The sequence below is a fragment of the Pseudomonas sp. HPB0071 genome, from assembly GCF_000478505.2.
Classification (GTDB): domain Bacteria; phylum Pseudomonadota; class Gammaproteobacteria; order Pseudomonadales; family Pseudomonadaceae; genus Chryseomonas; species Chryseomonas luteola.
This window is the reverse complement of record NZ_KI517367.1, coordinates 4,068,393-4,082,409: the sequence shown is the minus strand read 5'-3', so window position 1 is coordinate 4,082,409 and position 14,017 is coordinate 4,068,393. Positions and strand designations below refer to the sequence as shown.

General features: G+C 55.8%; 10 protein-coding genes. 8 read left to right on the top strand and 2 right to left on the bottom strand.

Translation table 11 applies throughout. The features are described from left to right. The first annotated feature begins 90 nt into the window (after nucleotides 1-90). On the top strand, nucleotides 91-3,666 hold the full coding sequence (locus HMPREF1487_RS18940) for an indolepyruvate ferredoxin oxidoreductase family protein (RefSeq protein ID WP_010798316.1): 3,576 nt from the start codon (nucleotides 91-93) through the stop codon (nucleotides 3,664-3,666). A gap of 136 nt (nucleotides 3,667-3,802) precedes the next feature. Then, nucleotides 3,803-4,222, top strand: coding sequence for a hypothetical protein (locus HMPREF1487_RS18935; protein ID WP_010798315.1), 420 nt, complete (start codon nucleotides 3,803-3,805; stop codon nucleotides 4,220-4,222). A gap of 46 nt (nucleotides 4,223-4,268) precedes the next feature. Here HMPREF1487_RS18935 and HMPREF1487_RS18930 read toward each other — a convergent pair whose 3' ends face one another. Then, a complete protein-coding gene (locus HMPREF1487_RS18930) occupies nucleotides 4,269-5,951 on the bottom strand; it encodes an AMP-binding protein (protein WP_010798314.1) in 1,683 nt (560 codons plus the stop codon). 243 nt (nucleotides 5,952-6,194) lie between these two features. Here HMPREF1487_RS18930 and HMPREF1487_RS18925 point away from each other — a divergent pair, with 243 nt between their 5' ends. Genes HMPREF1487_RS18925 through HMPREF1487_RS18900 form a run of 6 tightly spaced genes read left to right on the top strand, consistent with a single transcriptional unit; the run spans nucleotide 6,195 to nucleotide 13,049 of the window. Continuing rightward, entirely contained in the window at nucleotides 6,195-6,581 is a 387-nt protein-coding gene (locus HMPREF1487_RS18925; RefSeq protein WP_010798313.1) for a MerR family transcriptional regulator, read from the top strand. A 44-nt stretch (nucleotides 6,582-6,625) separates the two neighbouring features. Next, on the top strand, nucleotides 6,626-7,789 hold the full coding sequence (locus HMPREF1487_RS18920; protein WP_010798312.1) for an isovaleryl-CoA dehydrogenase: 1,164 nt from the start codon (nucleotides 6,626-6,628) through the stop codon (nucleotides 7,787-7,789). A gap of 53 nt (nucleotides 7,790-7,842) precedes the next feature. Continuing rightward, nucleotides 7,843-9,450, top strand: a complete 1,608-nt coding sequence (locus HMPREF1487_RS18915) for a carboxyl transferase domain-containing protein (protein WP_010798311.1) — start codon at nucleotides 7,843-7,845, stop codon at nucleotides 9,448-9,450. A gap of 11 nt (nucleotides 9,451-9,461) precedes the next feature. Next, nucleotides 9,462-10,262: an enoyl-CoA hydratase-related protein gene (locus tag HMPREF1487_RS18910; RefSeq protein ID WP_010798310.1), complete on the top strand. Its 801-nt coding sequence runs from the start codon at nucleotides 9,462-9,464 to the stop codon at nucleotides 10,260-10,262. Further along, on the top strand, nucleotides 10,259-12,169 hold the full coding sequence (locus HMPREF1487_RS18905; protein ID WP_010798309.1) for an acetyl/propionyl/methylcrotonyl-CoA carboxylase subunit alpha: 1,911 nt from the start codon (nucleotides 10,259-10,261) through the stop codon (nucleotides 12,167-12,169). The genes HMPREF1487_RS18910 and HMPREF1487_RS18905 overlap by 4 nt, the downstream gene beginning before the upstream one ends. Beyond that, complete coding sequence (locus tag HMPREF1487_RS18900; protein WP_037030240.1) at nucleotides 12,156-13,049, top strand: hydroxymethylglutaryl-CoA lyase; 894 nt, start codon at nucleotides 12,156-12,158, stop codon at nucleotides 13,047-13,049. The genes HMPREF1487_RS18905 and HMPREF1487_RS18900 overlap by 14 nt, the downstream gene beginning before the upstream one ends. A 472-nt stretch (nucleotides 13,050-13,521) precedes the next feature. On the opposite strand, the gene HMPREF1487_RS18895 is transcribed toward HMPREF1487_RS18900, so the two are convergent. Continuing rightward, nucleotides 13,522-13,992, bottom strand: coding sequence for an Hsp20 family protein (locus HMPREF1487_RS18895; RefSeq protein ID WP_010798307.1), 471 nt, complete (start codon nucleotides 13,990-13,992; stop codon nucleotides 13,522-13,524). Nucleotides 13,993-14,017: the final 25 nt, after the last annotated feature.

Sequence of the window (14,017 nt, the reverse complement as noted above, 5' to 3'; positions counted from 1 at the left end):
GTTACCTGTACCCCTTCCTACACTCAAAAGCAAATGGGGCTTCGCTCGCCCCGATCCTGATGACAAAAACAATAAATCGAGGAATAGCGAATGAGTGCAGCCAACAAGACGTTGGATGAAAAGTACACGTTGGAAAGCGGGCGTATCCTGCTAACCGGTATCCAGGCGCTCGCTCGCCTACCCTTGATGCAACGGCAACGTGATCTTGCAGCAGGTTTGAATACTGCTGGGTTCATCTCGGGCTACCGTGGCTCGCCACTGGGCGGCCTGGACCAGGCTTTATGGAAGGCTCAGAGCCATCTCAAACAGCATCACGTTGTCTTTCAGCCCGGCCTGAACGAAGACCTGGCCGCTACGGCCGTCTGGGGATCACAGCAGGTCAACCTCTTCCAGGGTGCGCAATACGACGGCGTGTTTGGCATGTGGTATGGCAAAGGCCCAGGCGTTGACCGCTGTGGCGATGTCTTTCGCCACGCTAACGCTGCAGGCTCTTCACGCTTTGGCGGCGTGCTGGTTATCGCTGGTGACGACCATGGCGCTCGTTCTTCCACCCTGCCTCATCAGACCGAGCACATCTTCAAGGCCGTGATGATGCCGGTATTGTCTCCCTCCGGGGTGCAGGAATACCTCGATTTTGGTTTGCATGGCTGGGCCATGTCCCGCTATTCAGGCTGTTGGGTGGCCATGAAAGCCATTTCGGAAACCGTGGAAAGTGGCGCGGTGGTCGATGTCGACCCGCTTCGTGTACAGCCCAAGGTGCCTACCTATGAGCTCCCGGCGGATGGTCTCAACATCCGCTGGCCCGATCCGCCACTGGTGCAAGAGAAGCGCTTGCTGGAGCATAAGCTCTATGCCGCCCTCGCCTATGCGCGGGCCAACAGGCTCGACCGCATCACCCATGATTCTCCCAATGCCCGCATCGGTATCATCACGTCAGGCAAATCGTATCTGGAAGTCTGCCAAGCCCTGAAGATTCTGGGTATCGACGAAGACATGGCCCGGCAGATCGGCTTGCGCGTGTACAAGGTGGGCATGGTCTGGCCCCTGGAAGCCGAAGGCGTCCGGCATTTTGCCGATGGGCTGGAAGAAATTATCGTGGTGGAAGAAAAACGCCAGTTGATCGAATACCAACTCAAGGAGGAGCTATACAACTGGCGCGAGGATGTTCGTCCACGCATCGTAGGCAAGTTTGACGACAAGGGCGAATGGTCCCTGCCCCATACGGACTGGCTGCTCCCGGCCACCAGTGACCTGACTCCGGCGCAGATTGCCCGTGCAGTGGTCAAGCGCATCCTGCAACGCCAATCCAATGGCCTGCTGCAGATGCGCCTGGCGGTGTTGGATGCTCAGTTGGCGGCTAAAGGCGGACTGGTCACCAAGATGGCGCGGATGCCCCATTACTGCCCTGGCTGTCCACACAACACTTCTACTCAGCTCCCGGAAGGCAGTCGCGCACTGGCCGGGATCGGTTGTCACTACATGGCAACCTGGATCTACCCTGAGCATACCCAGACATTCAGCCAGATGGGTGGTGAAGGTGTTGCCTGGGTAGGACAGGCGCCGTTTACCCAGACAAAGCATGTGTTTGCGAACCTGGGCGATGGGACCTATTTCCACTCAGGGCTTCTAGCCATTCGCGCATCGGTCGCCGCGAAGGTACCAATTACCTACAAGATTCTTTACAACGATGCCGTGGCCATGACAGGTGGTCAGCCGGTAGACGGTACCTTGACCGTGCCGCAGATTTCACAACAGCTACGTGCTGAAGGTATCAAGCGCATCGTGGTCGTCACGGATGACCCGGACAAATACAAGCCAGTCAAAGGGCTTGCCGAGAATGTACCGGTCAAACACCGTGACGAGCTGGACGCTGTGCAGCGTGAACTGCGAGAGCACCCGGGCGCATCCGTCATTATCTACGACCAAACCTGTGCCGCCGAGAAGCGGCGTCGCCGCAAGCGTGGTGCCTATCCTGATCCCGCTCGTCGCGTTGTGATCAACGAGGCCGTGTGTGAAAACTGCGGTGATTGCAGCAGCAAGTCCAATTGCATGTCCGTGGCTTCGGTCGAGACTGAGTTCGGACGCAAGCGCGAGATCGACCAATCCGCTTGCAACAAGGATTTCAGCTGTCTTTCAGGTTTCTGCCCGAGCTTTGTCACGGTGGAAGGCGGAAAGCTGCGCAAGGCCAAGGCGCTGGCGGAAGACCCTTCCGATAGCTGGGATCTGCCTGAGCCTGTACTGGCCTCGGTCAGTGAGCCTTACAGCATTCTGGTAACCGGTGTGGGCGGTACAGGAGTCGTCACGATCGGTGCCCTGCTGAGCATGGCGGCTTATCTTGAAAGCAAGGGAGTGCTGACGCTGGACATGGCTGGGTTGGCGCAGAAAGGTGGCGCAGTGTGGACCCATGTCCGTATCGCCGAGCGGCAGGAGCAGCTCTTTGCACCCCACATTGCCGAAGGTGAAACCAACCTGTTGTTAGGTGGCGATCTCATCGTCAGTGCCAATGCCGAGACGCTTGATAAGCTTCGCCAGGGCGTCACCCATGCGCTCGTCAACAGCCAGGAAAGCGTAACCAGCCACTTTGTTCGCACCTTTGCCCATCAGGCAAACAGTGGCGATGTTCACACCCATCCTGATCCTCAATTCCAGTCTACGGACATGGCCGCTCAGATCGCCGAAGCCGTAGGAACGGATCGTGCCTTTTTCCTCAATGCCAGCCGTATCGCCACTGCGCTGATGGGGGATTCGATTGCAACCAATACCTTTTTGATGGGAGTGGCCTATCAGAAAGGTTGGCTGCCGGTTAGCCAGGACTCGCTATTCCAGGCGATCGAAATGAATGGCGCTGCCGTCGAGCTGAACAAAAAAGCCTTCATCTGGGGCCGTCGAACTGCCGTTGACCAGGCGCGGGTTGAGCAGAAGGTCAAGGAAGGCTCCGTTGTTACCGCGTCTCACCAGTTATCCAAAACCCTTGAAGAAGTGATTCTGCGGCGTGTGGATGATCTGACGGCGTACCAGAACACCGCCTATGCTGAGCGCTACCTTGCGCGTCTTGAAAAGATCAAGGCAGCTGACACAGTCCTGATGGGACAGCCTGGTGAATTGAGCGAGGCGGTTGCCCGTGCCTATTACAAGGTCCTGGCTATCAAGGATGAGTACGAGGTGGCGCGTCTGTACACCGATGGCGACTTCCAACGCAAGATTGCTTCGATGTTTGAAGGCGACTACACGCTCAACTTCCATTTGGCTCCGCCTATCTTCAATAAATCCAAGGCTGGTGAGGGTCCGAAGAAGCAGCAGTTCGGACCCTGGATGATGAAAGGCTTCAGCATGCTGGCGCGCCTGAAAGGTATCCGCAATACCTGGCTGGACCCCTTTGCCCGCACTGAAGACCGCAAGCGAGAGTTGAAGACGCTCAGGGAATACGAAGCCAACCTGGATGAAATCCTGCAGCGTCTGACGCCTGACAATTATTCCGTTGCAGTTGAGCTTGCCAAGTTACCGCTGGACATTCGGGGGTTCGGCCCGGTGCAGGAGCGTTATCTGGCTACTACCGAACGCAAGCGTGCCGAACTGCTGGCCCGCTTGAGGCAACAAGCCTCGTTTGTAGACGCTGCCGCTGAGGTACAGGAGACCCTGCAGCGCATTCGTACTACCCAGCTGTAAGGTGTTGAATCGAGCGGTTGCAGGAATGAGCCGCTCGTATCCCAATGCAGGAGGTAGCTTTATCAACGGCACGGCAAAATGTTAACCTAATCACAATTCGCATGGTGCGAATCAAGGATGCCCGAAAGGATTAGTGATGTATCGTAAAGCAGTTGCGGCTATCGGAATGGCCGTATTATTAAATGGATGTGCCTCTGGCTTGAACAGTTTTCAGAAGTCAGAACTCGACCGGTACGAAGCCCGCGGTCTGGTCGTTCAAGAAAAGAGCCCTGGTCTTGCAGCAGGCCTTGGCCTTCTTCCCGGAGGAGGTTCTTTCTATACCAGAGAATACGGCTTTGGCGTCGTGAATCTTCTGCTCTGGCCTCTTTCCATCATCTGGGACCCGGTTGGCGGTTACGATGCAGCCAAGGTCATCAACTATCAGGCCACCAAGGCTAAGCTTGATGCTGAGCGTGACAAGGACCTGGACACGCTTGATAGCCAGCTTCAGCTGGGTCAAATTGACATGACCCAGTACGCGCTGGAAAAGCGCAAGATTGAGAGCAAATACAAATAATTCCCCCCGCTCCCGCTGACATCATGACCAGCGGGAGCGGTACGCACTACGACGCCTTTCGCTGCGTCAGCTCCTCGATCATGATTTCCCGCATGCGAAATTTCTGAATCTTGCCCGTTACGGTCATGGGAAACTCGTCTACGAAGCGAACATGTTTCGGCACCTTGAAGTGTGCGATGTGGGCCTTGCAGAACTCGCGAAGCACCTCCTCCTGTGGGTAGTGCCCGTCATGCAGTTTGACCCAGGCGACGATCTCCTCACCGTACTTGTCGTCAGGAATGCCAATCACCTGAACATCTGCCACTGACGGGTGACGGAATAGGAACTCTTCGATTTCACGTGGATAGACGTTTTCACCACCCCGAATGATCATGTCCTTGCTGCGGCCTACGATCTGCACATAGCCCTGCTCGTCCATGCAGGCAAGGTCGCCCGTATGCATCCAGCGGGCACCGTCCAGCACGTCGGATGTGGCCTTTGGGTTTTCCCAATAGCCCAGCATCACGCTGTAGCCGCGTGTACATAACTCGCCTATCTGCCCACGAGGAACGATGCGGCCCTGCTCATCGATGATCTTGCTTTCCAAATGGGGCTGACTGCGGCCCACGGTGGTAACGCGGCGCTCCAGTTCATCGTCCGGGCCAGTCTGAAGAGAGACCGGACTGGTCTCGGTCATGCCATAGGCAATCTGCACTTCGCTCATGTGCATCTCGGTTATGACTCGGCGCATCACTTCGATCGGGCATGTCGATCCTGCCATGATGCCGCTGCGCAGGGAGGACAAGTCGCAACGCACACGTTCGGGATGATCAAGTTCGGCGATAAACATGGTGGGAACGCCATAGAGCACGGTGGCCTGCTCTTCCGAGACAGCTCTCAATGTTGCCAACGGCTCAAAAGATGGCGCTGGATAGATCATGGTGGAACCGTGGGTCAGGCAACCTAGATTACCCATGACCATACCGAAGCAGTGATACAGCGGTACGGGAATGACCAGACGATCCCGCTCGGTCAGCCCAAGGCTTTCTCCCACCATGTAGCCGTTATTGAGAATGTTGTAATGACTCAGAGTGGCTCCCTTGGGAAAGCCTGTGGTGCCTGAGGTGTACTGGATATTGATAGGGTCATCGAACTGAAGTAGCGCGCTGCGCTCATGCACATCAGCCGTGCTCGTTTGCTTGGCGAAATTGGAAAGATCACTCCAACGCAGGAAACCGGCAGGTGCCGTTTCGCCCAGCGTGATTATGCCGTGCAGACCCGGAAGGTTTACACAGCGCAGCCGCCCTGGGGGCTGGCTTTCAATATCAGGGAGAAGCTCGTTCAACATGGCGTGGTAGTCGCACGTCTTGAAGATATGCGCGCACACCAGCCAACGGCAGCCGGATTGCTTCAGCACATACTCCAGCTCACCTACCCGATATGCCGGGTTGATATTGACCAGAATGGCCCCGATTCTAGCGCTGGCAAACTGCGTGACGCACCATTCCATGCAGTTTGGTGCCCAGATACCCAGTCGGTCCCCCTGCTCTACACCCAATGCTACCAAGGCCCTGGCGCAACGCTCTACCTCCTCGGCCAACACCTGCCAGGTCAGCCGTACATTCTGGTGACGAACAATTAGCGCTTCGCGCTCAGGGTAACGGGCTACCGTAAGATCAAAGGCCTCTCCAATCGTCATGGCCAGTAAGGGCTTGTCTTGACGGCCCTGGGTATAGCTCGGTTGGTTCATGGCTTTCCCTTCTTGTCATTGTTGTGGGAGCTGCTGACTCATGTGGCTACCGCTAAAGCCTAGTTATCTTTACGTTAACGTAAAAGGCATGGCAAGTCGTTGTATCCAACCAGCACAGCCAAATTTCTGAAGAGGTGTCTGGCATGCTTGCGAGGTATTTGCATCTAGACGTTACCGAAGCGAGTTGACAGCTTCGCTGACCAGCTTTACGTTAACGTAAAGGTAATCCAGTTGAGTTTACATATGACGGCGAGTTACAGCATTTCCGATCTAGCCCGAGAGCTGGACATTACAACCCGCACCATTCGCTTCTATGAGGAGCAAGGCATGCTTACGCCCGAGCGACGTGGTCAGGAGCGCATCTACTCGGCCAAGGATCGCGTCACGCTCAAGTTGATTCTGCGGGGTAAGCGAATCGGGTTTTCACTGGCGGAGTGCCGGGAATTAATCGAATTGTATGACCCGAGTTCAGGTAACCAGAAGCAGCTCAATAGCATGCTGACCAAGATTGCGGAACGTCGCGAGCAGCTTGCACAGCAGCTGCTGGATATTCAACAGATGCAGCTCGAACTAGACACGGCTGAAGAACGCTGTCGTGCGGCGCTGGAGATGGCTAACGCAACGGCTTGATCCCCTTTTGCTTCCACCAGACAAAAACAATCACAGGTGACCCCATGACATACCCCTCGCTCAACTTTGGCCTCGGCGAAACCATCGACATGCTGCGCGAGCAGGTGCAAAGCTTTGTCAGAGCGGAAATCGCACCCCGCGCAGAAGCCGTTGACCGTGAGAACACGTTTCCCCATGACCTTTGGCGCAAATTTGGCGACATGGGTCTCCTGGGTATCACAGTGGATGAAGAGTACGGCGGCTCGACATTGGGGTATCTGGCTCATGTAGTGGCCATGGAAGAAATCAGCCGAGGCTCGGCCTCTATCGCCCTCTCCTATGGTGCGCATTCGAACCTGTGCGTCAATCAAATCCACCGTAATGGGACGCCTGAGCAGAAAGCCAGATATCTGCCCAAGCTAGTATCAGGTGAGCATGTCGGCGCCCTGGCCATGAGCGAGCCGAATGCCGGTTCTGACGTGGTTTCCATGAAACTGCGTGCAGAGAAACAGGGTGACCGCTACATCCTCAACGGCACTAAAACCTGGATTACCAATGGACCAGATGCCAATACCTATGTGATCTATGCCAAGACTGACCTGGATAAAGGACCACACGGCATCACAGCATTCATCGTTGAACGTGACTGGAAAGGCTTCAGCCGCAGCAACAAGTTCGACAAGCTGGGCATGCGAGGCTCCAATACCTGCCAACTCTTTTTCGATGGCGTCGAGGTGCCGGAAGAAAACATCCTTGGCGCCCTGAACGGCGGCGTAAAGGTACTCATGAGTGGGCTGGATTACGAACGTGTCGTACTCTCTGGCGGACCTGTCGGCATCATGCAGGCCTGCATGGATGTCATTGTCCCCTACATTCACGACCGCAAACAGTTTGGCCAGAGCATTGGCGAGTTCCAGTTGATCCAAGGAAAGGTGGCGGACATGTATACCCAGCTCAATGCCAGCCGCGCGTACCTGTATGCCGTTACCCAAGCCTGTGATCGAGGAGAAACCACGCGCAAAGATGCCGCGGGCGTCATTCTCTATACGGCTGAGCGAGCAACCCAGATGGCGTTGGATGCCATCCAGATTCTGGGCGGCAATGGCTATATCAACGAATTCCCAACCGGCCGCCTTCTACGCGATGCCAAGCTGTACGAAATCGGTGCGGGGACCAGCGAGATCCGGCGCATGTTGATCGGGCGCGAGTTGTTCAAGGAAACGATGTAACCCGCTTTTTATCCTGCGGACATTCCAATAACAACGCTGAAGCGAGATCCGCCATGACCGTTCTAACCAGTCAGCTCGACCCCCGCTCGCCTGACTTTATCCGCAATCAAGACGCCATGCAGGCACAGGTGGCGAACCTGCACGCGCTGCTTGCCCACATCCAGCAAGGCGGCGGACCCAAGGCGCAGGAGCGTCACACCTCACGCGGCAAACTGCTGGTACGAGACCGCATTGATCACCTGCTCGACCTCAACTCGCCTTTCCTGGAGGTTGCCCAACTTGCCGCTCATGAGGTTTATGGCGAGGGCGTACCGGCGGCTGGCGTGGTAGCCGGCATTGGCCGAGTCGAGGGTGTGGAGTGCATGATCATTGCCAACGATGCGACGGTCAAGGGAGGGACGTATTACCCCCTTACCGTCAAAAAGCACCTGCGTGCCCAGGCCATTGCCAAAGAGAACCGACTGCCGTGCATCTACCTTGTGGATTCTGGCGGTGCCAACCTGCCCCGACAGGATGAGGTCTTTCCTGATCGCGAGCATTTTGGACGAATTTTCTTCAACCAGGCAACCATGAGCGCCCAAGGCATTCCGCAGATTGCGGTAGTGATGGGTTCTTGTACTGCCGGTGGCGCCTATGTGCCCGCCATGGCGGACGAAACCATCATGGTTCGCAACCAGGCCACCATCTTTCTGGCCGGTCCGCCCCTGGTCAAAGCCGCTACCGGTGAGGTGGTGACCGCTGAGGAACTGGGTGGCGCTGATGTACATTGCAAGGTGTCCGGCGTGGCGGATTACTACGCCGAGAATGATGAGCATGCCCTTGCCCTGGCGCGTCGCTGTATTGGCCATTTGAACTGGCGCAAACAGGGTCAGGTGCAGATGCGCTCCCCTGTAGCACCTAAATACTCACCCGATGAGCTTTATGGCGTTATCCCGGCAGATGCCAAACAGCCCTACGACGTTCGCGAAGTGATTGCGCGTCTGGTTGATGGTAGCGAAATCGACGAGTTCAAGGCGCTGTTCGGGCCTACTCTGGTTTGCGGTTTTGCGCATTTACATGGCTACCCCGTAGCAATTCTGGCCAATAACGGCATCCTGTTTGCCGAGGCGGCGCAAAAAGGTGCGCACTTCATCGAGTTGGCCTGTCAGCGAGGTATTCCGCTGGTGTTTCTTCAAAACATCACGGGCTTCATGGTTGGTCAGAAATATGAAGCAGGCGGCATTGCCAAGCATGGGGCCAAGCTTGTGACCGCTGTCGCCTGCGCACAAGTCCCCAAGTTTACCGTGATCATTGGCGGCAGCTTTGGCGCGGGCAATTACGGCATGTGCGGCCGAGCCTATGACCCCCGCTTCCTCTGGATGTGGCCTAACGCCCGTATCGCGGTAATGGGCGGTGAACAGGCAGCCGGTGTACTGGTGCAGGTCAAGCGGGAACAGACCGAGCGGACAGGCGGAGCACTCAGCCTGGAAGAGGAAGCGGCCATCAAAGAGCCGATCCTTGAGCAGTACGACCGTCAGGGTCACCCCTACTACTCCAGTGCCCGTTTATGGGATGACGGCGTGATCGACCCTGCCCAGACGCGTGAAGTACTAGCTCTGGCTATCTCCGCTTCTTTAAACGCACCTATTGAGCCGACCCGCTTTGGCGTGTTCCGCATGTAAGGAATCCCGCGATGACTTACCAGACCTTGCAACTTGACATCGACAGCCGCGGCGTTGCCACCTTGTGGCTGAACCGCCCGGAAAAAAACAATGCGTTCAATGCCGAGGTGATTGCCGAGCTCATTCACGCGTTGGAAGCAATTGGTTCTAATGAGGCCATCCGGTTTCTGATTCTGCGTGGACAGGGACGGCAGTTTTCCGCAGGAGCAGACCTTGCCTGGATGCAGGCATCGGCCACCTTGAGCCTCAAGGAAAACCATGACGATGCACAACGACTGAGTCTTTTAATGGAAACACTTCATGCCCTACCCCAACCTACGTTGGCGGTCGTGCAGGGAGCGGCCTTTGGTGGAGCGCTTGGATTGATTGCCTGTTGTGACATGGCCATCGGTTCGCAGGATGCTGTGTTCTGTCTTTCTGAAGTCCGCATCGGTCTGGCTCCGGCAGTGATCAGCCCTTATGTCGTCCGGGCTATTGGCGAGCGAGCCACGCGCCGCTATGCCTTAACAGCCGAGCGCTTTTCCAGTGGTCGTGCGCAAGCCTTGGGGCTACTGGATGAAACCTACCCGGCTGACCAGCTGGAAGCCGCCGTCAATGAGTGGAAAAACAATCTGCTCCTCAACAGCCCCGCAGCCCTTAAAGCCTGCAAGAGCTTGCTGCACCAAGTGGGTACGGCTGCAAACCTGGATGATGCATTGAAAGGTTATACCCAGCACTTCATTGCATCACTGCGGGTAAGCCCAGAAGCACAGGAAGGACTAGGCGCCTTCCTTGAAAAACGTATGCCTAGCTGGCAGGAGTCCTCCGTATGAGCATGTTAAAGCCTCTCGACACTCTCCTGATCGCCAATCGCGGCGAGATTGCCTGTCGTATCATGCGTACCGCCCAATCGCTGGGCATCCGAACGGTCGCCGTGCACAGCGAGATCGACATTACAGCCCGCCATGTTCGCGAAGCAGACCTGGCTGTTAACCTGGGTGGTAGTAAACCGGGCGAAAGCTATCTGTGTATCAACAAGATTATTGCAGCGGCCAAGCACAGCGGTGCCCAGGCCATCCATCCGGGGTATGGCTTTCTTTCCGAAAATGCAGCCTTTGCCCAGGCTATTGAAAAAGCAGGCCTGCTCTTTCTTGGCCCTCCCGCCTCCGCAATTGAGGCGATGGGTAGCAAGTCTGCCGCCAAGGCCCTGATGGAAACCGCCGGCGTGCCCCTGGTTCCCGGCTATCATGGTGAGGACCAGACGCTAGAAACATTCAGACAGGCCGCCGAGCAGATCGGCTATCCCGTTCTGCTGAAAGCGGCTGCCGGCGGTGGTGGCAAGGGCATGAAAATCGTTGAGCGAGAGGCCGATCTGGCTGATGCCCTGGCCTCGGCGCAGCGTGAAGCTCAATCTGCCTTTGGCGACGCCCGCATGCTGGTTGAAAAATACGTGCTCAAGCCTCGACATGTCGAAATACAAGTCTTTGCCGATCAGCACGGTCATTGTTTGTATCTGAACGAACGCGACTGTTCGATTCAGCGTCGCCATCAGAAAGTCATAGAAGAAGCCCCTGCCCCCGGACTTTCTCCTGCATTGCGTAAAGCCATGGGAGAGGCTGCCGTACGGGCTGCACAGGCGATCGGCTATGTCGGTGCCGGTACCGTCGAGTTTCTGTTGGACGACCGTGGCGAATTCTTCTTTATGGAGATGAACACGCGCTTACAGGTAGAGCATCCTGTGACAGAGGCTATCACCGGACTGGATCTTGTTGCTTGGCAGATTCGCATCGCCCGAGGTGAAGCCCTGCCCATCACTCAGGATCAGGTCCCGCTTAAAGGGCATGCTATTGAGGTACGCGTGTATGCAGAAGATCCTGGCAATGATTTCCTGCCCGCTACCGGTACCTTGCATCTCTATCAAGAACCCGCCAGTGGTCCAGGTCGCCGCATCGATAGCGGTGTAACCGAGGGTGATACAGTATCGCCCTTTTACGATCCCATGCTGGCCAAGATCATCGCTTGGGGCGAGAACCGCGAAGAAGCCAGACAACGTCTGCTCGCCATGCTGGAGCATACCCAGGTAGGCGGGCTGCGAACCAACCTGGCCTTTCTCAAGCGCGTTTTGGCTCACCCCGCCTTCGCGCGTGCTGAACTGGATACAGATTTCATTCATCGGTATCGGAATGAATTACTGCCAGCCCCTGCAGAGCATGACAATGATTTCTGGCAAGCAGCTGTTCAAGGCTGGCTAGGCAGTGAGCCGCCGGTAGCAATGGCTGATGACCCCAGCGCTCCCTGGGCATCGTTGCCCGGATGGCGAGCAGGCTTGCCGAATCGGCAGGCAGTAACGCTGATATGCAATGAAGAAAAACAGCGTGTTGTCTGGGATGGAAAAGATCGAAAGGTCAAGGCGCAGCGCCGCGACGACAACCTCTATCTGAATTGGCGAGGCGAAACCCACACCCTTACCCGCTTCGATCCCATACAGGCCGCAACCAATAAAACGGTTCACTCAGGCGGGCTTACCGCTCCTATGAATGGCAGCATTGTGCGGATACTGGTAGAACCAGGTCAGCGTGTTGAAGCCGGCGCTCCTCTAGTGGTTCTGGAAGCCATGAAGATGGAACATACCATCCGGGCCCAGACTCCAGGCATGCTCAAGGCCATCCTTTACCATGAGGGTGACATGGTCAGCGAGGGTTCAACCTTGGTTGAAATGGAGGCTGATGATGCTGCCTGAGCGTGTTCGTCTTGTTGAGGTAGGCCCACGAGATGGCCTTCAGAATGAAACACAGCCGATTAGCCTGGAGGACAAGGTACGGCTGGTAAATGATCTGACTGATACTGGCCTTGATTACATTGAAGTGGGTAGTTTTGTTTCTCCTAAGTGGGTGCCGCAGATGGCAGGGAGTTCTGATCTATTTTTGAAGATCTCTAAAAGGGCTGGTATTACCTATAGTGCTTTGACGCCTAACATGATGGGTTTCGAAGCTGCCTTGAATGTAGGTGTGAAAGAAATAGCCATCTTTGCAGCAGCATCCGAGAGCTTTTCTCAACGTAATATCAACTGCTCTATCAATGAGAGCCTGCAGCGGTTTAAACCTGTAATGGAGGCTGCACGGCAGCATGGGATTAGCGTCCGTGGGTATGTTTCCTGCGTACTGGGGTGTCCTTATGAGGGCGACATTACGCCTGATCAAGTCTTATCAGTTGCACGTGAACTGATTGATATGGGGTGCCGTGAAATTTCATTGGGTGACACGATAGGGATTGGTACACCGGGCGCTGTACGAACGCTCATAGGTAAGCTCTCCCAAGAGATTCCGTGTGATCGACTGGCTGTGCATTTCCACGACACTTATGGCCAGGCATTGGCCAATATCTATGCTGCCCTGCTGGAGGGTGTCTCTGTGGTCGATAGCTCTGTTGCCGGCCTGGGAGGCTGTCCCTATGCAACTGGTGCAAGCGGTAATGTGGCCACAGAGGACGTGCTCTACATGCTCAACGGCCTTGGTATCCAGACTGGAGTAGATCTTTCTCGGCTGATTGCCGCAGGTCAGCGAATCTGTGAGGTCCTAGGCCGCGATACAGGCTCTCGAGTCGCCAAGGCTTTTAAATAGCGCTCCTCCCCTACCGTTACGAGACTTTATAGGTACTCGTAACGGTTCATATGCAACGTACCCACTTTTACCGATCATGCTTCATGAGGTAAGCATCAACATCATGGAGCAATGCTAGAGGTCTGGATACATTGGGCGTATTTCCTACCGTTCGATTACTGCTCGAAACGCTGATTGCGATGCCGACGCGAATGCCCCGCTCCGCTGATCTGGAAGGAAAAGATGAAGCTGGAGCACTGGAAAAATATTTGGTTAGACAGCGATTCATTTCTACGGCTGGTAATGCCCCTCTTCTCCTGGCATGAAAGCTACGTTTGTATGAAGCCAGCTTCTTAACGTAGCGGTTTTTCCTGATGACTTGTTGCTTTTATGGAGGTGTTTGAAAAGCCTATAAAGGGGCTGGTATTACTTAGGCACTACAAAAAGGGACGCACATGGCGCCCCTTTTTCTACTGTTTGATGCCTGCTGTACTTAGGCAATCTGGCCTTCCAGCGCAGGCTTTTCATCGGCACTCAACTGGCCGTTGATGGCGATGCGCTTGGGCTTGGCCTCTTCCGGTACTTCACGCAGCAGATCGATGTTGAGCAGGCCATTCTTCAAGCTCGCGCCCTTCACCTCAATGTGGTCAGCCAGGCGGAAGGACAGCTTGAACGCACGCTGGGCGATGCCCTGGTGCAAGTAGGTCACGCTGTCGGCGCTCTTCTCACGGCGGCCGCTCTTCACGGTCAACACGCCCCGCTCCACTTCGAGCTCAAGGTCGTCTTCGGCAAGGCCGGCAGCCGCGATCACGATGCGATAGCGATCGTCGCCATGCTTTTCCACGTTATAGGGTGGATAGGAGCTGCCCGACTCGTTGCGCAATGCGGATTCGAACAGGTCATTGAAGCGGTCGAATCCAACGGAATGGCGGAACAAGGGAGCAAGAGAGAATGCAGTGTTCATATAGGGAATCTCCTGAGTCATCAGC